This window comes from Stenotrophomonas maltophilia (assembly GCF_002799245.1).
Lineage (GTDB): Bacteria > Pseudomonadota > Gammaproteobacteria > Xanthomonadales > Xanthomonadaceae > Stenotrophomonas > Stenotrophomonas maltophilia_S.
In genome coordinates, this window is sequence record NZ_NEQV01000002.1 from 823,429 (window position 1) to 847,086 (window position 23,658).

Here is a 23,658-nt window from a genome sequence, read left to right on the forward strand (position 1 = left end):
CACGCTGTGTGTTGCCGTGATCGCCCGGCTCCGCCAGACTGTCTCCATGACCCGAATCCTGCTTGCCCTCGTTCTTGTCCTCGGCCTTGCCGGCTGCGGCTTCCATCTGCGCAACAAGCTGATGCTGCCGACCGACACCGCCCCGGTGAAGGTGGTATCCACCGCCCCGTACAGTGAACTGGTCAAGCTGCTCAACCGCAGCCTGCTGGCTTCCGGTGCCAAGCTGGCCGATGAGGACAGCAAGGAACCCAGTGCCCAGCTGCAGGTGCTGTCCGAGCGCTGGGGTGACCTGCCGATTGCCATCGACTCGCAGGGCCGTGCACAGGAATACAGCCTGCGCTACGCCGTGATCTTCCTCTTCCGCCGCGAAGATGGCAGCGAACTGGTGCCGCAGCAGGTGATCGAACTGTCGCGCGATTACGTGTCGCCGCCGACCGACGCCACCGGTACCACCACCGAACGCGAAATCCTGGCCACGGAGTTGCGCCGGGAAATGTCCGCCTCGATCATCCGTCGTATCGACAGCGTGGTCCGCGCCGAGATCGAGAAGGGTGGCAGCCTGTCCGCGCCGAAGGCCAAGCCGATCGAGGGTGCGGTGCCGGCCGGGCCGGCCGCCGCCGTCAAGCACTGAGCGGCAGCGACGATGGAACTGCGTCCGGAGCAGCTGGCCAGCCAGGGCGCTGACACCCCGTTGGCGCCGGTGTACCTGATCGCAGGCCCGGAAACCCTGCGCGTGCTGGAGGCGGCCGATGCCATCCGCGCGCGTGCGCGCGCCTCGGGCATCGGCGAGCGCGAAGTGTTCGACGCCGATGGCCGTGATTTCGACTGGAACCAGCTCGACGCCAGCTTCAATGCACCCAGCCTGTTCAGCGCCCGCCGCCTGGTCGAGGTGCGCCTGCCCAGCGGCAAGCCGGGCAAGGATGGCGCCGAGGTGATCAGCCAGTTCTGCGCCAACCCGGCGCCGGACGTGGTGCTGATGATCACCGCCAATGAATGGAGCAAGGCCCATCAGGGCAAGTGGGCCGAGGCGGTCAGCCGTATCGGCGTGCTGTCGGTGGCATGGGCGATCAAGCCGCACGAACTGCCGGACTGGATCGAGCGCCGCCTGCGCAGCAAGGGCCTGCGTGCCGACCCGGCCGCCGTGCAGCGCCTGGCCGAGCGGGTGGAGGGCAACCTGCTGGCGGCCGCCCAGGAAATCGACAAACTGGCGCTGTTGGCCGATGGCCAGCCGCTGGATGTGGAGCGGATGGAGTCGCTGGTGGCTGACGCTGCCCGCTACGACGTGTTCCGGCTGGTGGAGGCGACGTTCTCCGGCCAGCCGCCGGCCGTGCTGCGCATGCTGGCCGGCCTGCGTGGCGAGGGCGAGGCAGTGGCGGCGCTGATGCCGATCGTGATCCGCGAACTGCTGGCTGGTGCCGGCCTGGCCCGCGTGCAGGCCCGTGGCGGCAACCTGGCTGCCGAAATGAAATCGCGTGGCATCTGGGAATCGCGGCAGGCGCCTTACAAGCGCGCGCTGCAGCGGCACCCGGAAGGCAAGCGCTGGGAACGCTTCGTGGCCGAAGCCGGCCTGGTCGACCGCATCGCCAAGGGGCGCGCCGACGGTGATGCCTGGCTGGCGCTGGAGCGCCTGCTGGTGGCCGTGGCCGAACCGCGTGCCGTGCGCCTGCTGGCACGGGCCTGAGTGATGAGCCTGCGGATCTATTACGGGGGCACCTTCGATCCGGTGCACCTGGGGCATCTGGCGATCGCGCGGGCTGCCCGTGACGAACTGCAGGTCGCCGTGCGCATGTTGCCGGCGGGCGATCCGCCACATCGTTCGGTACCCGGTGCCACCGCCGAGCAGCGCTGCACCATGCTGTCGCTGGCCATCGGCGACGAGCCGGGGCTGCTGCTGGACCGCCGCGAACTGGACCGTGCCACCCGCTATCCCGGTCGTCCTTCCTACACCGTCGATACCCTGCGCGAGCTGCGTGGCGAGCTGGGCCCGAGCCGGCCGCTGGCCTGGCTGGTGGGCGCCGACAGCCTGCTGGGCCTGTCCGGCTGGCACGAATGGGAGGCCCTGTTCGGGCTGGCCCATTTCGTGGTGGCCGAACGGCCGGGCAGTCCGTTGCAGGCGTCGATCGACGGTGAACTGGGGCGTGCCCTGCAAGGGCGCTGGGCCGACAACGAGCAGGCCCTGTTCGCCAGCCCGGCCGGGCGCATCCTGCGCCTGCACCACCCGCTGCGCGAGGAATCGGCCAGCGCCGTGCGCTCGCAGATCGCTGCCGGTGGTCCCTGGCGTGCCCTGCTGCCACCGGCCGTGGCCGACTATGTCGCTGCACACGGGCTGTACCGCCCGGCCACAGCGTGAATGGCGCGGCCGCGCCATCCCCGTATAATCGCCCCCACGTTTATCGAGTCGATCCACTTTGAGCAACCAGACCCAGCCCCAGACCATCAAGGTCGATCTGCCCAGCCCGCCGCCGTCCGTGCCGGAACTGCTGGCCAGCGTCCGCCAAGCCACCGAAGACCTGAAGGCCAAGGACCTGGTCGAGATCGACGTGCGCGGCCGGTCCAGCGTTGCCGACTACATGATCGTCGTGTCGGGCACCTCGACCCGCCATGTCAAGTCGATCGCCGATGAAGTCGTGCGCTTCGCCAAGAACATCGATGTGATGCCGCTGGGTGTTGAAGGCGAGCGCGAAGCCGAGTGGGTGCTGGTTGATCTGGGCGACGTGATCGTCCACGTGATGCTGCCGCGCGTGCGTGAGTTCTACGCTCTCGAGCGCCTGTGGACCGTCGGCGACCAGCCGCCGTCCAGCGACGACGAAGTGGCCTGAGCCACACGTTGACGCATCCCTTCGACGGCGCCGATGGCGCCGTCGACGTTTTGGAGGACCGTTGATGAAAGCCCGCCTGATCGCCACCGGTGAACGCGCGCCCAGCTGGGTCGCGCAGGGTTTCGCCGAATACCAGAAGCGGCTGTCGCATTGGCTGCCGTTCGAGCTGGTGGAAATCGAGCCCGGCCTGCGCGGCAAGGGCCGCGATCCGCGCCGCGCCACCGAAGATGAAGGCAAGCGGGTCATCGCTGCGCTGCCGAAGAACGCTTATGTGGTGGCACTGGATGTGCCGGGACGGCAGCTCAGTTCCGAACAGCTGGCACAGCGCCTGGAGCATTGGCGCGGGCAGGGCCGGGACCTGGCGTTCCTGATCGGTGGTCCGGAAGGGCATTCGCCGGAAGTCTCCGCGCTGGCCGATGAGAAGTGGTCGATCGGACCGCTGACGCTGCCGCACATGCTGGTGCGCCTGGTGGTGGCCGAGCAGCTGTATCGGGCTGCGGCAATGATTGCCAATCACCCCTACCATCGCGCGTGAAGAGTGGTTATACTAGTCGTCTGCCCGAATAGCTCAGCCGGTTAGAGCACTTGACTGTTAATCAGGGGGTCGTTGGTTCGAGTCCAACTTCGGGCGCCACCTTGAGAAACCTGCATCGCGAGATGCAGGTTTTTTTTTGCCCTGTTGTGGCCGAGCCCGCGCCCGGCTTCGAGGATGCAGCCGAGCGCGGGCCCGGCCGTACAATCTGCAGCTCCAACCACGGATGCTGATCGTGCGCGCACTCTTGTCCCTGGGCTCTGTGCTGCTTGCATTGCTGCCATTCGCCGCAGCGAAGGCCGCGCCCTCCACCTGGCATCCGCCACAGGGCGCCACCGAGCTTCCGTTGTGGCCGCAGGGCAAGGTGAGCGTGCCGCCGAAACTGAAAGGGCCCGAGCAGGTCAGCGAAGCAACCTCCGAAGCCAGTGGTGAACACTGGATGATGCTGCAGAACGTGGCGGTACCGACCCTCACCATGTTTCCGCCGAAGGGGCAGGCCAATGGCACCGCGGTGATGGTGGTGCCTGGCGGAGGCTACCGGGTGCTGGCGATGGACCTGGAAGGCAGCGAGATCTGCGACTGGCTGACCGCGCAGGGCGTCACCTGTGCATTGCTGAAATATCGCGTGCCGGCATCCGGCCCGAACTGGGACCCCGAGTGCAACTGCCGCGACATTCCGAAGGTGCCGATGGCCCTGCAGGATGCACAGCGTGCAATGGGCCTGCTGCGCGCGCAGGCCGGGCGCTGGGCAATCAATCCGAAGCGGATCGGGGTAATCGGCTTTTCCGCGGGTGGTCATGTAGTGGCGGGACTGAGCACGCATGCGCTGCGCAGCTACGCGCCGGTCGATGCCGCGGATGAGCAGCCGAGCCGCCCCGATTTCGCGATGGTGATGTATTCCGGGCACCTGTGGGCAGGGCACGGAAAGGGGTTGTCGCTGGTCAAGGACATCGCCGTGGATGACACGGTGCCGCCGACCTTCATCGCGCAGGCCACCGACGATCGCACCGATGACGTGCGCGAATCACTGGCCTATTACCGTGCGCTGATCGACGCGGGCGTGTCGGTGGAAATGCATCTGTTCGCCCGCGGCGGCCATGCATTCGGGCTGCGCATGAAGGATGCACCTGTAACGGCGTGGCCGCGGCTGGCCGAGCGCTGGATGCAGGACATCGGCATGCTGCCGAAGCAGGAGCCGTAGCGCCGAGCCTACGCTCGGCTGCCTCACCCCGTAGAGCCGAGCCTACGCTCGGCTGCCTCACCCCGTAGAGCCGAGCCTACGCTCGGCTGCCTCAACCCGTAGAGCCGAGCCATGCCCGGCTGCATGCGCGAAGCCGGGCATGGTTCGGCTCTACAGCGTTAGCTGGCCCCTGCGGAACGCCACCAAGGTGACCACCGCCACCGCCAGGATCGCGCCGAACAGCACCCACTCCCAGCGCGTGAATACCGGCTCGCCGCGTTGCCGCCGGGCCAGTGCGAACAGCACCACGCCCGGCACATACAGCAGCACCGACAGCAGCAGCTTGTCGAGGCCGCCGGCATACACCAGCCACAGCGCATAGGCGCTGGCCAGCAGTGCGACCCCGAAATCGCGCCAGCGCACGCCGGGCTCACCTGCGTAGGCCTGACCGCGCCAGGCCAGCTGCACGCCGAACGCGGTGGACAGGAAATAGGGCACCAGGCTCATCGATGCGGCCAGCAGCACCAGCCCGGTGTAGCTGCCCGCATTGACCAGCACCAGCAGCAGGAACAGCTGGATCAGCCCGTTGCTCAGCCAGAGTGCATTGGCCGGCACGCCGCGCGCATTCTCGCGGCCGAGGAAGGCCGGCATGGTGCCGTCGCCGGCGGCGGCATACAGCACTTCAGCGCACAGCAGCACCCAGGCCAGCAGCGCACCGAGCACTGAAATGATCGAACCGATGATGATCACCGTTGCGCCCCATTCGCCGACGATGGCGCGCAGCACATAGGCCATCGATGGGTTGGGCAGCCTGGCCAGTTCGGCCTGCGACAGCACGCCCATCGACAGCAGGCTGACCAGTACCAGCAGCAGCCAGACGCCCAGGAAACCGATCACCGTGGCACGGCCGACGTCGGCACGGCGCGCGGCACGCCGCGAATAGATGCTGGCGCCTTCGATGCCGATGAATACCCACACGGTCACCAGCATCATGCCGCGCAGCTGCTGGCCAAGGTCACCGAGTGCGGGCCTGCCGAGGAAGTCGGCACGGAACACGTCCATGCGGAACGCGCCTGCAGCCAGGATCAGGAACAGCGCGATCGGCAGCAGCTTGGCCACGGTCACCAGGCCGTTGACGATGGCCGCTGTTCGCAGGCCACGCAGCACCAGCAGGTGGACGGTCCACAACAGCACGGACGATGCGGCCACGGCGGCTGCGGTGTTGCCTTCGCCAAACACCGGCAGGAAGTGGCCGAGGCCACTGAAGATCAGCACGAAGAAGCTGGCGTTGCCGAGCACCGAGGCAACCCAGTAGCCCCATGCTGCGGAGAAGCCGATGTAGTTGCCGAAGCCTTCGCGCGCGTACGCGTAGATGCCGGTATCAAGATCCGGCCGGCGGTTGGCCAGGGCCTGGAACACGAAGGCCAGCATCAGCATGCCGGCGCCACTGACCGCCCAGCCGATCAGCGCGGCGGCCGGGCCGGCGCTGCGCGCCACGTTCTGCGGCAGTGAAAAGATGCCGGCGCCGACCATCGAGCCGACTACCAGTGCAGTCAACGCGGGCAGGCCCAGGCGTTGCGATGTCGCGGCCATGGAGATCCCCTGCGGCGTGGATGCCGCGAGCACACGGTAGCGATGTCCCCGTGAACATGCCTGCAAGCACCGGCCACCGAAACCGGTACGCACGGAAACGATGAAGGCCCGGGCAGAAGCCCGGGCCTTCGAGGGTGACGCTGCAACCGGTATTACTTGAACGTGTACTTGAAGCCGACGGTGTAGTAACGGCCCAGCGCACCGGAGAAGTGCATCGGGTTGTAGTTCACCGCGCCGTAGGTGGTCGGGTCGAGCGGGGCGATGCGATCGAACACGTTGGCCACCGAGGCGTTGAGTTCGAACGAATCGTTGATGCTCCAGCGACCGGACAGGTCCATCGTGGTGAACGAGGAGATCTTCGTCACCGGCGTACCGTCAGCGTAGAAGGCCAGGTAGCTGCCACCACGGCTGTCGATGTTGTCCATCTTGCTGATGTAGTTGACGATGCCGCTGACGCTCCACGGGCCCTGCTTCCAGGTGGTGCCGAAGTTGACCTTGTCCTTCGGCGTACCGATGCAGTTGGTGACGTCGCAGTTGCCGTGGGTACCCACGTAATCAACCGTGTCGCCGCCTTCGGTGCGCTCGAACTTCAGGATGTGGCTCCACTGCAGGTCCAGCTCCAGCTGGCCCGGGCCGATCTCGAAGGTCTGGCGGATATCGGTATCGATACCGCGCACGCGCGACGAGCTGGCATTCACGTAGCCGGTGTTGACCGCCAGGATGGTGCCGCTGTTGGCCACGCCATTGAGATTGTTGCTGTCGCGCAGCACGTTGCCGGCGAGGATCGCCGCCGCCGTGCTGCCCTGCACGATCTCGTTGGTGCGCTTGATCTGCCAGGCGTCGACGGTCATCGAGGTGGTCGAGGTCGGCTGCAGCACGATGCCGACCGAGTAGCTCTTGGACTCTTCCGGCTTCAGCAGCTTGTTCGGCTTGGTGATGATCGCCACCGAGTTGGCGCCGCACTCGCTGGCGGCGTTGCCGCTGATCTGGCAACGCACCGGGTCGACCGCGGTGGAGAAGGCAGCCAGGCCACCGTCACCGTTCTCGGCCGGGTTCGGCGCGCGGAAACCTTCGGCGTAGCTGGCGCGCAGGGCGATCCAGTCGGCCGGGGTCCACTTCACGCCCAGCTTCGGCGTGGCCTTGCCTTCACCGCTTTCGTACTTGTCGTAACGCAGGGCACCGGACAGTTCCAGCTGTTCCAGCACCGGCGCCGACAGTTCGACGTAGCCGGCGTAGACGTTCTGGGTGCCGTCATAGGCCGAGTAGCCCAGGCCGATGATGTCGCCCTGGTCGGTGTAGGTCTGCGGGGTCAGGCTGTTGCTGGTCTTGCGCCACTCGGTACCGATCGCCAGGCCCAGCGGACCGCCCTTGAGGTCCATCAGGCTGCGCGACACGGTGAAGTCGAACATGTCCAGGCTGGACTTGGCGCGGGCGCTGATGGTCGGCGAGATGTAGTCGTACAGCGCCTGCGAGTTCAGGTTGGCGTTGTCGCCGATGCGCCAGGTACCGCCGGCGCAGTTCGGGTTGCCCAGCGCGCACAGCACCGAGCTGTAACGCAGGAAGCCGGTGCGCTTGTTGGTCAGGTCGGTGCCCGAATGCAGGTAGGCGGTGTCGTAGCTCCAGTCGCCCCAGTTGCCCTTGATGCCGACCAGGAAGCGGTTGAACTCATTGGTGTTGTCGGTCACGCGCGGGCCGACATCCCAGGCGGAGTAGCGCACGCGGACCGGGGTGGCGCCCGGCTGCCCGTAGAACGGGTTGTCCGGGTGGTTGGCACCCAGCACGGTGGCACCTGGGCCACTGTTGGCGTTGACCGGGCCGCCCGGGTAGCCCCAGCCACCGGACACGCCGGACGGGGTGTTGCTGAAGATGGTTTCCTTCTTCGAGTAGCCGATCTCGGTGTAGATCTCGCCGCCTTCACCGAAGGCGAAGCTGGCGCGGCCGAACACGTTGACGTACTTCTCTTCCGGGATCAGGTCGCGGTACTGCTGCGCCGGATCGAACAGGCAGCCGTCAGCGGCGATGCTGGCCGGCGTCTGCCCACCGATGGTGGTCAGGCCAGCACAGCCCGGCAGCGGCACCAGGTGGCCGGTGGCGTCGAGGTAGGAGCCGTTCGGGCCGGAGCCGCCGGAGGTGCCGCCACGGGTGTAGGCACCGCCGAGGAACTGGGCGGTCTTGTCATAGCCCCACTGGCGGGTGTCACCGGTACCGATCCACTTGCGGTTCTTGCGGTCGCTGAGCTTGATCGCGTCGGTCTTGCCGACGTCCAGGCTGAAGAATGCGTTCCAGCCATCGGTGGCCAGGTCGCCGGTACCGGCGGTCAGGGTCGCCTTTTTGGCGTCGCCATCGCTGTCACCGGACAGGCCGTAGGAACCACGCAGGATGGCGCCCTGGAAGTCGCTGCGCAGAATGATGTTGACCACGCCGGCGATGGCATCGGAGCCGTAGATCGCCGAGGCGCCGTCCTTGAGCACTTCCACGCGCTCGACGGCATCGAGCGGAATGGTGCTGAGGTCGGTGAAGACCTTCTGGCCGTCATCGGCCAGGCCATAGGTGGCCATGCGGCGGCCGTTCAACAGCACCAGCGTCGAGCCGGCGCCCAGGCCGCGCAGCGAGATGCCGGCACCACCGCCGGCGAAACCGTTGCCGAAGGTCTTGGGGATCGAGCCGGCGCCATCGGCGGTGATGGTCTGCAGGTACTCGGCCAGCGAGGTCTTGCCGGTGCGGTCGATTTCCTGGCGGGTCACCACCTGTACCGGCGACGGAGTCTCGGTGTTGGTGCGCGGAATGTTGGAGCCGGTGACCGTGATGCGGTCGAGGTTGGTGGCCTTTTCCTGCGCGAAGGCGGAGGAGGAAGCGACGGCGCCGGCCAGCAGCAGGGCGCCGCCGGTGAGGATGTGGGTGATGGACGATGCCAGGGTGCTGCGGCGGCGGCTGGCGGGCCGTTGGATCGGGTGTTTCACAGCTTCTCTCCTAACTGGAAAACCGTAGCGTTGAGGGCTGTCGCCGGATCAATACCGGGACGCGCCAATCTAGGTTTCCACCGGGTGACGAAGTCGTGAATTTTTGCTTAATCGGTAACGCTTGGTCCTGGTCTGTCCGCATCCCCGGGCAGTAGCAGGGGCCGGCCCGGCGCGAGGCCGGGCCGGTGGGTCGCTCAGTCCGGCAGCGAGAACTGTACCGGCACCATGCCGATGGCCGGAACCGCAACGCCGTCACGCTGGGCTGGCTCGAAGCGCCAGTGCTTGAGCACCTGCTGGCGGGCGGCCTGGTCCAGGGTGCGCGAGCCGCTGCTGCGCTCGACGCTGACGGCGACCGGCTGGCCGTGGATGTTCACTTCCACCCGCAACAGGACCGTGCCCTGTTCGTGGTTGCGCATGGCCTGGATCGGGTAGGCCGGCGGCGGGGCGCTGCGGTACTGCAGCTGGGCGCCCGCCAGTGGGGTGGAGGTATCGATGCTCGGCGCCAGCTGCGGCGGAGCCGGTTCGGCGGCCGGCAACGCGATGCCCTGGGTCTCCTCCACGGTCGCGGTGGGTGCGGGCAGTGGCGGTACCACCGGCTGCGTCCGCGGTTTCGGCACCACTTGGACGATGTCTTTCGGCGGGAGCGGAACCGGCGGCGCCGGCGGTGGCGGGATCTTCTCGATCAGCCGGACCGGGGTCTTGTCACGCGGGACCTGCACGGCCTGGTAGGTCGCAGGGATGAGCAGCAACAGGAAGGCCAGCAGGTGCAGGGCGATCGCCGCACTCCAGGCGGCTACGCGGGCGGGGTCGAAGTGCGGGGATGCAACGGGATACGTACGAACCATGATCCACCTCCATGCCAGTGACGAAGTCCTCAACGCACCAGGGCCCGTGGCGGGGTTGCCGCACGCGGCTGGCAGTCCATCAGTAGCGCGGCATGGCGGCCACTGCCTAGAGGCAGGGGCATGCGCGTTGGGCTGGCCTTCAGCCAGCGCCGCAGGAGGGCACGAAAAAAGGCGGGCCCCCTGCGGGACCCGCCTGTGTCGGCAGTGGCCGGCGCGATCAGCGGCCCAGTTCGAACACCACGTCCAGGTTGACCGAGACGGTCGATTCACCCGGCGCGACCGGGGTGGCCTTGTCCATCGCCGCACCGGCCGCCATGGTGCGCATCATCGGCATCGGGCGGAAGCCGCCGTTGCTGTTCTCGGAGATGCTGACGATGCGGCGCACCTGCAGGCCCAGCGACCTGGCGTAGGTCTGGGCGCGGGCCTGGGCCTTCTTCAGGGCGGCCAGGCGGGCTTCGTCATAGACCGGTTCGGGCTGGTCGATCTCGAAGCTGGGGCCATTGATCTGGTTGGCGCCCTGGGCGGCCAGTGCGTCGAGCACCTTGCCGAGCTTGGCGATGTCGCGCACCTTCAGGCTGACCGTGTTGCTGGCCTGGTAGCCGGTGATCTTCGGCGCTTCATTGTCGGCATAGCGGTACTGCGGGTTGAGGCTGACGCCGCTGGTCTGCACGTCGCGCTCGGCAATGCCGGCGGCCTTGATCGCGGCCAGCACCTTGTCCATCTGCTGGGCGTTCTGGCGCATGGCGCTGTTGCCGTCGGCGGCCTGGGAGACCACGCCGGCCGACAGGGTGGCGATGTCCGGCACGCGGGTGGCTTCGGCGTTGGCCGAGATGTTCAGCAGGGTGCCTTCGGCCGCGGCGGCGATCGACGGCGACGACGGAGCGGCATGAGCGGTCATCGAGGTTCCAAGGGCGAGGGACAGGGCAAGCAGCAGCGGGGTGGCGGTCAGGCGCATGGGATCTCCTTGTTGTGGCGGTGAGGGTGGTGTCGTAGCGATGAACGCGCTGTGAGCCTGTTCGGGGTTGTACGCGTTCCGTAACGGGTTGCCGACGATTCAGGTGGCGGCCTCAGGTTATGCTGTGCCGATGCTCTATCTTGCTTCCCGCTCCCCCCGACGCAACCAGCTGCTGGCCCGACTCGGACGCCCCTTCCAGGCCCTTGACCTGGAGGTCGCCGAGCATCGCGCGGCGACTGAAAGTGCCGAACAGTATGTGTGCCGGGTCGCCGCCGACAAGGCGCGTGCCGGGCTGGCCCGGGTGCTGGCCGGCGACCCGCAGGCGCGGGTGCTCGGTTCGGACACCGAGGTGGTGCTGGAGGGCGAGGTCTTCGGCAAGCCGGCCGACGCCGAAGACGCGCGGGCGATGCTGGCGCGTCTGGCCGGGCGCACCCATCAGGTGATGACCGCGGTGGTGGTGGTTGGCGCAGACGGCCTGGACAGCGAGCTGGTCATTTCCGAAGTGACCTTCGCCCCGATCGACGCCGCCAGCATCGCCGCCTATGTCGCCACCGGCGAGCCGCTGGACAAGGCCGGTGCCTACGCCATCCAGGGTGGGGCCGAACGCTGGATCGAACATCTTTCCGGCAGCTACTCCGGCGTAATGGGGTTGCCGCTGCTGCATACCGATCGACTGCTGGCGCGCTGTGGCGTGCCGGCCCCCACTGCCGATGCCGCCAGGGAGGCTGCCGATGTCTGAGGAAATCCTGGTCAATGTGACCCCGCGCGAGACCCGGGTCGCGGTGATCGAAAATGGCATGCTGCAGGAACTGCACATCGAGCGCGGTTGGCGCCGTGGCGTGGTCGGCAACATCTACAAGGGCAAGGTGCAGCGGGTCATGCCCGGCATGCAGGCCGCCTTCGTCGAAGTCGGCCTGGAGCGCGCGGCGTTCCTGCACGCCAACGACGTGGTGCGGCCGGCGCCGGTGGCCAGCGCCGACACCGAGAACACCACCCTGCCGCCGCCGGCCAGCGTGCCGATCGTCGAGCTGCTGCGTGACGGCCAGGACATCGTGGTGCAGGTGGTGAAGGACCCGATCGGCACCAAGGGTGCCCGCCTGACCACGCAGATCAGCATTCCCTCGCGCTACATGGTGTTGCTGCCGCAGTCCAAGGTGGTGGGCGTGTCGGCGCGCATCGAAGACGAAACCGAGCGCGCCCGCCTGAAGGCGCTGGTGACCGAACTGTCGGCGCAGCACGGTGGTTACGGCTACATCGTGCGCACCAACGCCGAAGGGCAGCCGGCCGAGGCCATCGCCGAGGACATCGCCTACCTGTCGCGGGTGTGGAACGTGGTCGAGCGCCGCGGCCGCGAAGCGCCGTCGTGCAGCATCATCTATGAAGACCTGAGCCTGCCGCTGCGGTCCGTGCGCGACCTGATCCGCAAGGACGTGGACAAGGTGAAGGTGGACTCGAAGGAGACCTTCGGCCAGCTGCAGGCCTTCGTCGCCAAGTACATGCCGGTGCTGGCCGAGAAGCTGGAGCTGTATTCCGGCGACCGCCCGATCTTCGACATGTTCGGCGTGGAGGACGAGATCGGCCGCGCGCTGGACAAGCAGGTGCCGCTGAAATCCGGTGGCTACCTGGTGATCGACCAGACCGAAGCGATGACCACCATCGACGTCAACACCGGCTCGTTCCTCGGCCAGCGCAACCTGGAAGAAACGGTGTTCCGCACCAACCTGGAAGCGGCGCAGGCGGTGGCGCGGCAGCTGCGGCTGCGCAACCTGGGCGGCATCATCATCATCGACTTCATCGACATGGATGACGCAGAGCACCGCCGCCAGGTGCTGCGCACGCTTGAGAAAGCGCTGGCCCGCGATCATGCCAAGACCACGGTCTATGATTTCTCGCCGCTGGGCCTGGTGGAGATGACCCGCAAGCGCACGGTGGAAAGCCTGGAGCGCCAGCTGTCGGAAACCTGCCCGCAGTGCAGCGGCCGCGGCAGCATCAAGACCACCGAGACGGTGACCTACGAGATCTTCCGCGAGATCACCCGTGCCGTGCGCCAGTTCGATGCCGCGCGGCTGCTGGTCATCGCCTCGACCAAGGTGGTCGCGCGCATCACCGATGAGGAATCGTCGGCGGTGGCCGAGCTGGAGGAGTTCCTCGGCAAGAGCATCCGCTTCCAGGCGGACGAGCAGTACCTGCAGGAGCAATTCGATGTTGTTCTGCTCTGATCCTCGCCGGCCGCAGGCCGGCGGTGGCCGATGAGCGCGCCGCCGCGCCTGCGACTGCGAAGGATCCGCCGTCATTTCATTGCCGCCTGTGCGGTGGGCCTGGTCGGGCTTGCACTGCTGGTGGGCACGCTCAGCCAGCTGCTGCCGCTGGCCGAGCGCCATCCCGAGAAGATTGCCGCCTGGCTGAGTGAGCGTGCCGGCCAGCCGGTGCGATTCGACCAGCTGCACACGGCCTGGACCCGTCGTGGCCCGCTGCTGCAGCTGAAAGGACTGCGCATCGGTGCCGGGCAGGGCCTGGCGATCGGTGAGGCCGAGGTGCTGGTGTCGATGTACAGCGGGCTGCTGCCCGGGCGTTCGCTGACCGAGCTGCGCCTGCGTGGCCTGGCGCTGGACCTGCAGCAGGGCGACGACGGACGCTGGTCGGTGCGGGGGTTGCCGCAGTCCGACAGCGGTGGTGATCCTCTGGACGCGTTGCGCCGGCTGGGCGAACTGCAGGTGATCGGGGGCCGCCTGGGCGTACGCGCGCCGGCGTTGGGCATCGACACCACGCTGCCGCGCATCGACCTGCGCATGCGGGTCAATGGCGATCGCCTGCGCGTGGGCGTACGCGCCTGGGCCCAGGCCGAGGCGCTGCCGCTGACCGCGGTACTGGACGTGGACCGCGTGCGCGGCAATGGCCAGGCCTGGCTGGGTGCCGACCCTGTCGATTTCCATGCCTGGTCGCCCTTGCTGGCGGCCGGCGGTGTCCGCCTGCGCGAGGGCAAGGGCGAGTTGAACCTGTGGCTGACCCTGCGTGATTTCGCGCCGGTGGCGCTGACCACCGATTCGGACCTGCGCGACGTGCGCGTCGACGGCGCACCGATGCCCGGCGTGGCGGCACCGCAGCTGCAACTGCAGCGGCTGCAGGCCCGCCTGCGCTGGCAGCGCCAGGCCGATGGCTGGGCGCTGCAGGTGCCACGCCTGCGGCTGAAGACCGAAGACGGCGAACAGCAGCTCGATGGCCTGCAGATGCAGGTCGGCAAGCAGCTGCGGGTGGACGCCGGTGCGGTGCAGGCCGGTACCGCGCTGCGCGGGCTGGCCCTGAGCGATCGCCTTGAACCGGGGCTGCGGCGCTGGCTGTTCCTGTCCAGGCCGCAGCTGGAGGTGCGCGAGTTGCAGCTGGCCGGCGAACGCGATGGTCCGTTGCGGGCACAGGGCGAGCTGCAGTCGCTGGGCTTTGCCAGCGTTGGCGATTCTCCGGGCCTGCGCGGCCTGGGCGGGCGTTTCGAAGGCGATGCCGATGGCTTCAGCCTGCAGCTGCAGCCGCAACGGCAGCTGCAGTTCGATTGGCCGACCGGCTTTGGCGTGCGGCATGACCTGCACCTGGCCGGTCAGATCGTGGGCTGGCGCGACGAGGGCGGTGGTTGGCGGATCGGAACGCCGGCCATGCGCGTGGAAGGCACCGACTACGCGGCCGACGTGCGCGGCGGTGTCTGGTTCCAGGGCGACGGCACGCGGCCGTGGCTGCAGCTGGCCGCCAAGCTGGACGACGTGCCGATGACGGCGGCCAAGCGCTTCTGGATCCACTCCAAGATGAGCAAGGGCGCCACCGACTGGCTGGACATGGCACTGGCCGGCGGCCAGGTACGCGGTGGTGTCGGCCTGGTCACCGGTGATCTGGACGACTGGCCGTTCGACAACAACGATGGCCGCTTCGAGGCCACCGGCCACATCACCAATGGCGACATCCGCTTCCAGCACGACTGGCCGCTGATGAGCCAGGTCGATGCCGATATCGCCTTCATCGGCCCCGGCTTCGACATGCGTGGGCGTGGCGACCTGGCTGGCGTGGCAGTGCAGAAATTCGAGGCCGGCATTCCGGACTTCGGCCACCAGCCGCTGTACGTGCGCGCCGACGCGCCGAGCGAGGCCGGCAAGCTGCTGGCGATGCTGCGCCAGAGCCCGCTGCACAAGGATTACGGCGACACCCTGGACAACCTGGTCGCCAGCGGCCCGGCGCATGTGACGTTCGATCTGCTGCAGCCGCTGCACCTGGACGAAGGCGAGGGCCACCTGCAGGGCACGGTCGATCTGACCGGCGTGAAGCTGGTCGACAAGCGCTTCCAGCTGGCCTTCGACAACATGCATGGGCAGGCGCGCTACAGCAATGGCGGTTTCGACGCCGAGGAACTGGCGGTGCGCCACCTTGGCCAGGATGGCCGCCTGAGCCTGCGTGCCGGTGGCTACGTGCACGACAGCACGCGGGCCTTCGAATCGCAGCTGACGGCCCATCTTGATGTCGGCGTACTGATCGACCGCGCACCGGAAATGGCCTGGCTCAAGCCCTACATCACGGGCAATTCGGCGTGGACCATCGCAGTCAACCTGCCCAAGGTGGCCCCGGGCGCGCCTGCGCCGCCGAGCGAGCTGCGCTTGAGTTCGGACCTGGTCGGCACCCGGCTGGACCTGCCCGCGCCGTTGGACAAGCCCGCCGCCGAACCGCTGGCGACCACGGTGGCCGCGCAGCTGCCGATGGGCGCCGGCCGCATCGATGTGGCCTTCGGCCAGCGCCTGGCCCTGGCGGCACGCAGCCACAACAACCAGACCGGCGTGCAGGTCACGCTGGGCAGTGATCATGTCGACCGCGAGCCGCCGCCAAGCGGACTGACGGTCAATGGCCGCAGCCCGACCCTGGATGCGCTGGAGTGGATCAGCCTGGCACGGGGCGGCGGTGACGACGATGCCATGCCACTGCGTGCGGTGGACGTGCAGGTTGGCCAGCTCAAGCTGATCGGCGGTGTGTTCGAGCAGACCCGGCTGCAGCTGCACCCGGGCCCGCAGGCACTGGATGTGCGCCTGGACGGCCCGTCGCTGGCTGGCCGCCTGACGGTCCCCAATGCAGACGGCGGCACGATCAGTGGCCAGCTTGACCGCGTGCACTGGCAGTCGCTGCCGGCGGCACCGGGTGCGCCGGCCGCACCTGCGCGGGTACAGGCCGGTGCCAACGACATGGACCCGGCCAAGCTGCCGCCGTTCGCGCTGGACATCGCCGACCTGAAGTTCGGGAAGGTGGTGCTGGGCCAGGCGGTGCTGCGCACGCGCCCGCTGGCCAATGGCCTGAACGTGGACGAGCTGCGCTTCCGTGCGCCGGACCAGGAGATCGACATCAGCGGCCGCTGGCTGGGCCGTACCGGGGGTGCGCGTACCGAGCTGACCGCACAGGTGCGCAGCGAGGACCTGGGCGGGTTGATGCAGAACCTCGACTACGGCGGCCAGTTGCGCGGTGGTTCCGGCCAGGCGCAGCTGCAGGCCTCGTGGAGCGGTGGTCCATCGGACTTCCAGCTGGGCAACCTGCAGGGCAGCCTCGACCTGCACGCGCGCAATGGCCAGCTGCTGGAGCTGGATCCGGGCGCCGGCCGCGTGCTGGGCCTGCTCAGCGTCGCGCAGCTGCCGCGTCGCCTGATGTTCGATTTCCGCGACTTCTTCTCCAAGGGCTTCGCGTTCAACCAGATCGACGGCAACATGCAGTTCGGCCAGGGCATGGCGCGCACCGACAAGGTGCTGATCGAGGGCCCGGCGGCCAACATCACCATCCGTGGACAGGCCGACCTGCGCAACCAGCGGTTCGACCAGACCATCGACGTCAACCCGCGCGCGGGCAACCTGCTGACCGTGGTCGGTGCGGTGGCCGGTGGCCCGGTGGGGGCCGCGCTGGGCGCGGCGACCAATGCGGTATTGTCCAAGCCGCTGGGCGAGATTGGCGCCCGCACCTACAAGGTGACCGGTCCATGGAAGGAGCCGAAGGTGGAAGTGATCGAGCGCAGCCGCGACAAGACCCCGCCGCCCGCGCCGGCACCTGCGCCGGCCATTCCGCCGCCCGTCACCGACCTGCCGCGCTCGCGCTGAGCGCGGTTTCCTGTTCACGGGGCTTGCCTGAGCGCCCCCGCACCCCCAGATCGAGACCATGACTGATATCGCCCTGACGCTTGCCCAAGATCGCCTGCTGCGCCCCGGCGGCCTGGATACCGCTGGCCTGGAGCGCACCTTCGGCCAGCTGCTTGGCCCCGGTGTCGACTTCGGCGACCTGTATTTCCAGCACGCCCGCCGCGAGAGCTGGAGCGTGGAAGACGGCATCGTCAAGGACGGCGCCCATTCCATCGAGCAGGGCGTGGGCGTGCGGGCGATTTCCGGCGAGAAGACCGGCTTCGCCTACTCCGATGACATCCATGCCGATGCGCTGCTGGCGGCGGCACAGTCGGCGCGCGCGATCTCGCGTGAGGGCGGTGCGCAGCGCGGACGTTCGCTGCTGCGTGGCAATGCGCGCGCGCTGTACCCGGCGCTGGACCCGATCGACGGTATCGGCAACGAAGCCAAGGTCGAGGTGCTCAAGCGCCTGGATGACTACCTGCGTGCCGCCGATCCCCGCGTGAAGCAGGTGATGGTGAGCCTGTCCGGCGGCGTCGATACGGTGCTGATCGCCCGCAGTGATGGCGTGCTGGCAGCCGACGTGCGTCCGCTGGTACGCCTGAACGTGCAGGTGATCGTCGAACACAATGGCCGTCGCGAGTCCGGCTATGCCGGCGGTGGTGGCCGCTATGGCTACGAAGATCTGTTTGCCAGTGGCCGCCCGGAGGCCCTCGCCCAGGAAGCACTGCGCCAGGCGCTGGTGAACCTGGAAGCGGTGCCGGCGCCGGCCGGCATGATGCCGGTGGTGCTGGGCCCGGGTTGGCCGGGCGTGCTGCTGCACGAAGCGGTCGGCCACGGCCTGGAAGGTGACTTCAACCGCAAGGGCACCAGTGTCTACGCCGGCCGCATCGGTGAGCGTGTCGCGGCACCGGGGGTGACCATCGTCGACGATGGCACGCTCGACGGTCGGCGCGGTTCGTTGAACATCGATGACGAAGGCCACCCGACCCAGTGCACCACGCTGATCGAGGACGGCATCCTGGTCGGCTACATGCAGGACAGCCTCAATGCGCGGCTGATGGGCATGGCACCGACCGGCAACGGGCGCCGTGAATCGTTCGCGCACCTGACCATGCCGCGCATGACCAATACCTACATGCGTGCCGGCCAGCACGACCCGCAGGAGATGATCCGTTCGGTGAAGAAGGGACTGTACGCGGTCAACTTCGGCGGCGGGCAGGTCGACATCACCAGCGGCAAGTACGTGTTCTCGGCCACCGAGGCTTACCTGATCGAGGATGGCCGCATCACCACGCCGGTGAAGGGCGCGACCCTGATCGGCAACGGCCCGGAAACCATGCAGAAGGTGCGCATGGTCGGCAACGACCTGGCTCTGGACGAGGGCGTGGGCATCTGTGGCAAGGACGGGCAGAGCGTGCCCGTGGGTGTCGGCCAGCCCTCGCTGCTGATCGAGGGCATCACCGTCGGCGGTACCCAGGCCTGAGCCGGGCGATGGCCAGCGCCACCGCCCCGCTCGGCGGGGACTCAGTCCTCGTCGGCTTCGTCGGTCTCGACGGAGTCGGTGTCTTCGGCGCTGGCCTTCAGGCCCAGCGCGGCCGGCAGCATCAGGGTGCGCAGCACCTGGAAGATCTCGCGGTAGGCGCGCGGCGGCTTGTTCCTGGCTTTTTCGGCCTGCGCGTTGCGTACCAGGGTGCGCAGCTGCTGGCGGTCGGCCTGCGGGTAGTCGTTGAGCAGTGCGGCCAGAGCTGTGTCACCCTCGGCCAGCAGGCGGTCGCGCCAGTCCTCTGCGCGGTGCATCATCGCCACTTCGCGGCGGCCGGTTTCGCTGTTGGCGTCCAGCGCATCGCGGATCGCATCCAGCGTGGCGTCTTCTTCGCGACGCATGTGCTTGGCCAGGAACGCCAGCTGCCGCTTGTGGGCGATGTGGGCCGTGATGCGCTTGCACTCGGCGATATGCGGCAGCAGGTCTTCCGGGATCGGCAGGCGCGCCAGCTGGGCCGGGGTCAGCGACACCAGCTTCTCGCCCAGGGCCAGGACGTCGAGCGCGTCGCGCCGGTTCTGGCTGCGGCTCTTGTCGTGGAATTCACCGGTTTCTTCGTCGCGTCCGCGCATCGTTCCTACCTGATCTCAAAAAAAGTCGCCCGGCGTGATGCCGGGCCCAACCCGCACAGGATAAAGCATTGAACGTGATCGCCCCTGAAGTCGCCGTCGGCGACGACAGCCCGGCCCGGCTGGAACGGCTGGCCGACCTCTCCCAGCAGCTGCTCGACCGCGCCCGCGCGCTGGGCGCCAGCCAGGCCGAGGTCAGCTGCAGCGAAGACCGGGGCCTGGAGGTCAATGTCCGTCTCGGCGAGGTCGAGACCGTGCAGTCCACCCGTGACCGCGGCATTGCCGTGACTGTCTATTTCGGCCAGCGCAAGGGCAGTGCCAGCACCGGCGACCTGAACGAGGCCAGCCTCGCCGCCACGGTCGAGCAGGCCTGCGCGATCGCCCGGCATACCGAGGACGACCCGGCCGCCGGCCTGGCCGAAGCCGCGCTGATGGCCACCGACTTCCCGGACCTGGACGGTTGGCACCCGTGGGTGCTGCAGGCCGATGAGGCGGTGGACCTGGCCCTGGCCTGCGAAGCCGCGGGCCGTGAGGCCGATGCGCAGATCCGCAATTCCGATGGCGCATCGGTGTCGAGCATGCAGAGCCTGTCGGTGTACGCCAATTCGCATGGCTTCTTCGGCCGTGAGCGCGGTACCCATCATTCGGTCGGCTGCGCGCTGATCGCCGGGCAGGGCGATGGCATGCAGCGTGATGGCTGGTACACCAGCGCGCTGGCCCGCGAGGACCTGGAAGACGTGGGCCTGGTCGGCCGCCGCGCCGCCGAGCGCACCGTGGCCCGCCTGCAGCCGCGTTCGCTGGCCACCGGCAGCATGCCGGTGCTGTTCGCCCCGGAAGTGGCACGCAGCCTGGTCGGCCACCTGCTGTCGGCAGTGTCCGGCGGTGCCCTGTACCGCCAGGCCAGCTTCCTGCTGGACAGCGTCGGCCAGCGCCTGTTCCCGGAATGGATGCAGATCGACGAACTGCCGCACCTGCGCCGCGGCCTGCGCTCGGCCGCCTTCGACGGCGACGGCGTGGCCACCCGTGCTTCGGCGCTGGTCCGTGACGGCGTGCTGCAGCGCTACGTGCTGGGCAGCTATTCGGCGCGCAAGCTCGGCCTGCAGACCACCGCCAATGCCGGCGGCGTGCACAACCTGCAGCTAACGGCCAATGCCGGCCCGCTGGAAGAGATCGCCCGGCAGATGGGCGACGGCCTGCTGGTGACCGAGCTGATGGGGCAGGGTGTGAACGGGGTAACCGGCGACTACTCGCGGGGCGCGGGCGGCTTCCGTGTCGAGAACGGCGAGATCCAGTACCCGGTGGACGGCGTCACCATTGCCGGCAACCTGCGCGAGATGTTCAGCACGATCGAGGCGGTCGGCAGCGATGTCGACCCGCGCTCGCACATCCGGACCGGATCGATCCTGCTGGGGCGGATGACCATCGCCGGTAATGATTGATGGCGTTGATGGCGTAAGCTATGCCCGCCTGACGCAATCAGCCTGGTGCTGGTGGGTCAAGACCACCCAATGAAAAGGAGTTTTGTCGTGAGTGAATTCGATAACGTCCCGCCGCCGCCGGCCACCACCGATGCGCCGGCCGACCAGCGCACCATGGCCCTGGCCGCCCACCTGCTGGGCATCTTCACCTGGTTCATCGGCCCGCTGATCATCTGGCTGATCAACAAGGACGACGCGAGCAAGGCCTTCGTGACCGACCAGGCCAAGGAAGCGCTGAACTTCCAGATCACCATCACCATCGCGATGCTGATCTGCATCGTGCTGACCATCGTGATCATCGGCGGCATCCTGGCCCCGATCGTCGGCCTCCTGAACCTGGTGTTCTGCATCATCGCCGCAGTCAAGGCGAACAACGGCGAAGCCTACCGCTACCCGTTCGCGCTGCGCCTGGTCAAGTAAGACCGGCCGCATGCGGAACTGAAAACGCCCGGCATTGCCGGGCGTTTTCGTGTGCGGGCAACGCCCGGCGAGCGCGCAGTGCCAGCGGTCAGTGATCGCGTTCCACCGCCAGCGTTGCCAGCGCGCGCAGCGCGTCGGCCTCTTCGCCATATCCGGCCAAGGTGGCCTGCATGCGTGCGGCCAGTTCGCGCAGCTGCGCCTTCGCACCGTCCATGCCGAGCAGGGCGGGGAAGGTGCTCTTGTCCTGCGCCTGGTCCTTGCCGGCGGTCTTGCCCAGCTGTTCGGAACTGGCTTCGACATCGAGGATGTCGTCGCGTACCTGGAAGGCCAGGCCGAGTGCATCGGCGAAACTGTCGAGCTGGGCCAGCTGCGGCTCGTGGGCCTGGCCGCACAGCGCACCCATGCGCACCGCCGCGCGGATCAGTGCACCGGTCTTCAGCGCATGCATGCGGGTCAGTGCCGCCAGCGTCTGCTGCTGGCCGGTGGCATCGATGTCCAGCGCCTGGCCACCGCACATGCCGGAGGCGCCGGACGCGTGGGCCAGGGTCTGCAGGCAGGCCACGCGCAGCGTGGCGGGCAGCGGTGCATCGGCCAGCAGGCCGAAGGCACGGGTCTGCAGCGCATCGCCAGCGAGGATCGCGGTGGCTTCGTCGAAGGCGATGTGGGTGGTCGGCTTGCCGCGGCGCAGGGCGTCATCGTCCATTGCTGGCAGGTCGTCATGCACCAGCGAATAGGCGTGGATGAGCTCGACGGCCATCGCCGCTGCGTCCAGGTGCTCCAGCGGTGCACCCAACAGGTGGCCACTGGCGTACACCAGCAGCGGGCGCATGCGCTTGCCGCCGCCCAGCACCGAATAGCGCATGGCCTGGTGCAGCCGCTGAGGTGCTTCGGCAGGCGAGGGCAGAGCGGCGTCGAGCTCGCTTTCGATACGGTCGCGCCAGCGCGCGAACTGGGCCTCAGCCGTCATGGCTGGGCGGATCGAAAGGCTCGGCCGTTTCCGGCTGGGCCGGATCGCTGAGCAGGCGTACGCGCAGCTCTGCCTGCTCCAGTGCCTGCTGGCACTGGCGGTACAGGCCGACGCCACGTTCGTAGGCACTGAGCGACGCTTCCAGGCTCAGCTCGCCGGTTTCCATCTGCTCCACCAACTGTTCCAGTGATTCGAGCGACTGCTCGAACTGGGCGACCGGGGAGGCGTTTTCGGGGGACTTCTTGGCCATGCGGCAAGTGTGGACGGGCTGCGCGCGGGGGTCAATTCACCAGCCGCCGGGACGCCACTGCAGCTGGGCATCCCGCGACTGCAACCAGGCTTGCAGAGGGGCTGCGATGACCACGTCGGCGGCGGCGAGCAGCTGCGGTCCATCGAAGACCAGCGGCAACTGGGCGCGCCGCCAGGGGGCAAGGTGTTCGCGTTGCAGGCAGTCCTTCAGTGCATGCGAATGCTGGCGGCCGGGCAGCAGGATGCGCTCGCCGCCCTCGCGTGCGCGGACCTGGAGCGGGTGGTCGAAGGCCGCGGCACCGTGCAGGCTCAGTTGGCCGCCATCGGGCAGTGCCAACGCTGCGCGCCCATCCCATTCGGCCCGCCACCCGGGAGGCAGCGCCGGCAGCTGCGCGGGCAGCAGATAGGCATGATCGCGCCATTGCTGGATGGCATGATCGTGCCAGCGCACCCGCGCCCGGCGATCATTGCCGGCCGGCAGCAGTTCATCCAGTCCCTGCTGCAGCACCGTGGCCGGCAGTGGCGCGGCACCGTGGCCGATAACCCAGGCGCGCAGCACGCGCGCGGCGCGCCCCGGCGAGACCTGACGCAGCAGTGGCAGCGACAGCACGCGCGGTGCCACTTCCAGATGCGCGATCAGCTCGGCGTCCTCCTCGTCGAGCAGTTCGCGGGTCTGCCCGCAGTGCGTGGCGCTGCCCGCCAACGCCGCAGCGGCATGCGGCCAGCGCTGGCGCAGCAAGGGCAGCACCTGCAGGCGCAGGAAGTTGCGATCGGCATGGTCGTCGCCATTGCTGGGGTCTTCGATCCAGCTCAGCGCGTGTTCGCGCGCGTAATCGAGCACTGCGCTGCGTGGCATCGCCAGCAGTGGCCGCCACAAAGGCTGTCCGCCCAGCTGGCTGCGTGCGGACATCGCGGCAAGGCCATCGACACCGGAACCACGCAGGGCCCGCAGCAGGAAGGTCTCGGCCTGATCGTCCTGGTGCTGCGCCAGTGCCAGCGTTTCGTCGTCGTGCAGTTCGGCCGCGAACGCTGCACGTCGCGCCTGCCGCGCCGCGCCTTCAAGGCCGAGGCCCGCGCTGATGTCGATCTGCACGCGATGCACGGCCAGTTCGACGCCCAGTGCTGCGCATTGCTGCTGGCAATGCAGCACCCAGCCGTCCGCATCGGGTTGCAGGCCATGGTGAACGTGCACCGCACGCAGCGCCGTGCCGGAGGCCTGGGCGCAGCGCCACAGCCAGTGCAGCAGCACGGTCGAGTCGACACCGCCGCTGTAGCCCACCAGCAGCGGCGCATCCAGCGGAACAAGGGCAGGGAAGGCAGTCACGGCGGCAAGTATAGGGTGGGGGGCCTTGGCAGGGCTGCGCCCTGCACCCGCAGAGGCCACGGCCACAGCAAGAGCCGAAGCAACAGCAGAAGCTGGTTTCCT

General features: G+C 68.3%; 20 protein-coding genes and 1 tRNA gene. 13 read left to right on the forward strand and 8 right to left on the reverse strand.

Going from position 1 to position 23,658, the window contains the following annotated elements:
- The first annotated feature begins 46 nt into the window (after positions 1-46).
- The 7 genes from lptE to B9Y64_RS09630 all read left to right on the forward strand — a co-directional run bounded on the left by lptE (position 47) and on the right by B9Y64_RS09630 (position 4,552).
- Positions 47-631: an LPS assembly lipoprotein LptE gene (gene lptE / locus B9Y64_RS09600; RefSeq protein WP_100440480.1), complete on the forward strand. Its 585-nt coding sequence runs from the start codon at positions 47-49 to the stop codon at positions 629-631.
- Between the two features lie 12 nt (positions 632-643).
- Positions 644-1,681: a DNA polymerase III subunit delta gene (holA, locus tag B9Y64_RS09605; RefSeq protein WP_100440481.1), complete on the forward strand. Its 1,038-nt coding sequence runs from the start codon at positions 644-646 to the stop codon at positions 1,679-1,681.
- A gap of 3 nt (positions 1,682-1,684) precedes the next feature.
- On the forward strand, positions 1,685-2,350 hold the full coding sequence (gene nadD, locus B9Y64_RS09610; RefSeq protein ID WP_100440482.1) for a nicotinate-nucleotide adenylyltransferase: 666 nt from the start codon (positions 1,685-1,687) through the stop codon (positions 2,348-2,350).
- Between the two features lie 58 nt (positions 2,351-2,408).
- Positions 2,409-2,819 (forward strand): ribosome silencing factor, encoded by a 411-nt coding sequence (gene rsfS / locus B9Y64_RS09615; protein WP_005418109.1) that lies wholly within the window; start codon positions 2,409-2,411, stop codon positions 2,817-2,819.
- 64 nt (positions 2,820-2,883) lie between these two features.
- Entirely contained in the window at positions 2,884-3,354 is a 471-nt protein-coding gene (gene rlmH / locus B9Y64_RS09620; RefSeq protein WP_005418108.1) for a 23S rRNA (pseudouridine(1915)-N(3))-methyltransferase RlmH, read from the forward strand.
- 22 nt (positions 3,355-3,376) lie between these two features.
- A tRNA-Asn gene (locus B9Y64_RS09625) sits at positions 3,377-3,453 on the forward strand.
- Between the two features lie 151 nt (positions 3,454-3,604).
- Complete coding sequence (locus B9Y64_RS09630; RefSeq protein WP_406753118.1) at positions 3,605-4,552, forward strand: alpha/beta hydrolase; 948 nt, start codon at positions 3,605-3,607, stop codon at positions 4,550-4,552.
- 150 nt (positions 4,553-4,702) lie between these two features.
- Here B9Y64_RS09630 and arcD read toward each other — a convergent pair whose 3' ends face one another.
- The 4 genes from arcD to B9Y64_RS09650 form a co-directional block, all read right to left on the reverse strand.
- A complete protein-coding gene (gene arcD, locus B9Y64_RS09635; RefSeq protein ID WP_100440483.1) occupies positions 4,703-6,124 on the reverse strand; it encodes an arginine-ornithine antiporter in 1,422 nt (473 codons plus the stop codon).
- A gap of 152 nt (positions 6,125-6,276) precedes the next feature.
- On the reverse strand, positions 6,277-9,084 hold the full coding sequence (locus B9Y64_RS09640) for a TonB-dependent receptor (protein WP_100440484.1): 2,808 nt from the start codon (positions 9,082-9,084) through the stop codon (positions 6,277-6,279).
- 194 nt (positions 9,085-9,278) lie between these two features.
- On the reverse strand, positions 9,279-9,929 hold the full coding sequence (locus B9Y64_RS09645; RefSeq protein ID WP_100440485.1) for an energy transducer TonB: 651 nt from the start codon (positions 9,927-9,929) through the stop codon (positions 9,279-9,281).
- Between the two features lie 217 nt (positions 9,930-10,146).
- On the reverse strand, positions 10,147-10,884 hold the full coding sequence (locus tag B9Y64_RS09650; RefSeq protein ID WP_100440486.1) for an SIMPL domain-containing protein: 738 nt from the start codon (positions 10,882-10,884) through the stop codon (positions 10,147-10,149).
- A 130-nt stretch (positions 10,885-11,014) separates the two neighbouring features.
- Between B9Y64_RS09650 and B9Y64_RS09655 the strand changes: the two genes are divergently transcribed.
- From B9Y64_RS09655 to tldD, 4 genes are read left to right on the forward strand one after another with little or no spacing between them, the layout of a single operon-like run.
- Entirely contained in the window at positions 11,015-11,623 is a 609-nt protein-coding gene (locus B9Y64_RS09655; RefSeq protein ID WP_100440487.1) for a Maf family nucleotide pyrophosphatase, read from the forward strand.
- Positions 11,616-13,103: a ribonuclease G gene (rng, locus tag B9Y64_RS09660; RefSeq protein ID WP_005418079.1), complete on the forward strand. Its 1,488-nt coding sequence runs from the start codon at positions 11,616-11,618 to the stop codon at positions 13,101-13,103. The genes B9Y64_RS09655 and rng overlap by 8 nt, the downstream gene beginning before the upstream one ends.
- Before the next feature lie 30 nt (positions 13,104-13,133).
- Complete coding sequence (locus tag B9Y64_RS09665; RefSeq protein ID WP_100440488.1) at positions 13,134-16,988, forward strand: YhdP family protein; 3,855 nt, start codon at positions 13,134-13,136, stop codon at positions 16,986-16,988.
- A 58-nt stretch (positions 16,989-17,046) separates the two neighbouring features.
- Positions 17,047-18,492 (forward strand): metalloprotease TldD, encoded by a 1,446-nt coding sequence (gene tldD, locus B9Y64_RS09670; protein WP_100440489.1) that lies wholly within the window; start codon positions 17,047-17,049, stop codon positions 18,490-18,492.
- A 41-nt stretch (positions 18,493-18,533) separates the two neighbouring features.
- Here tldD and yjgA read toward each other — a convergent pair whose 3' ends face one another.
- Positions 18,534-19,121, reverse strand: coding sequence for a ribosome biogenesis factor YjgA (yjgA, locus tag B9Y64_RS09675; RefSeq protein WP_100440490.1), 588 nt, complete (start codon positions 19,119-19,121; stop codon positions 18,534-18,536).
- Between the two features lie 68 nt (positions 19,122-19,189).
- Between yjgA and pmbA the strand changes: the two genes are divergently transcribed.
- Positions 19,190-20,557 carry a metalloprotease PmbA gene (gene pmbA, locus B9Y64_RS09680; RefSeq protein WP_100440491.1) on the forward strand — a complete coding sequence of 456 codons (1,368 nt, stop codon included), beginning with the start codon at positions 19,190-19,192 and terminating at the stop codon, positions 20,555-20,557.
- A gap of 87 nt (positions 20,558-20,644) precedes the next feature.
- Positions 20,645-21,016 carry a DUF4870 domain-containing protein gene (locus B9Y64_RS09685; RefSeq protein ID WP_100440492.1) on the forward strand — a complete coding sequence of 124 codons (372 nt, stop codon included), beginning with the start codon at positions 20,645-20,647 and terminating at the stop codon, positions 21,014-21,016.
- Between the two features lie 88 nt (positions 21,017-21,104).
- On the opposite strand, the gene B9Y64_RS09690 is transcribed toward B9Y64_RS09685, so the two are convergent.
- Genes B9Y64_RS09690 through tilS form a run of 3 tightly spaced genes read right to left on the reverse strand, consistent with a single transcriptional unit; the run spans position 21,105 to position 23,556 of the window.
- Complete coding sequence (locus tag B9Y64_RS09690; RefSeq protein ID WP_100440493.1) at positions 21,105-21,983, reverse strand: polyprenyl synthetase family protein; 879 nt, start codon at positions 21,981-21,983, stop codon at positions 21,105-21,107.
- The gene (locus tag B9Y64_RS09695; protein ID WP_006381978.1) at positions 21,973-22,233 is read right to left on the reverse strand and encodes an exodeoxyribonuclease VII small subunit; all 261 of its coding nucleotides are present in this window, start codon (positions 22,231-22,233) and stop codon (positions 21,973-21,975) included. Before B9Y64_RS09695 ends, B9Y64_RS09690 begins: the two co-directional genes overlap by 11 nt.
- Positions 22,234-22,269: 36 nt before the next feature.
- Positions 22,270-23,556 carry a tRNA lysidine(34) synthetase TilS gene (gene tilS, locus B9Y64_RS09700; protein ID WP_100440494.1) on the reverse strand — a complete coding sequence of 429 codons (1,287 nt, stop codon included), beginning with the start codon at positions 23,554-23,556 and terminating at the stop codon, positions 22,270-22,272.
- Positions 23,557-23,658 lie beyond the last annotated feature (102 nt).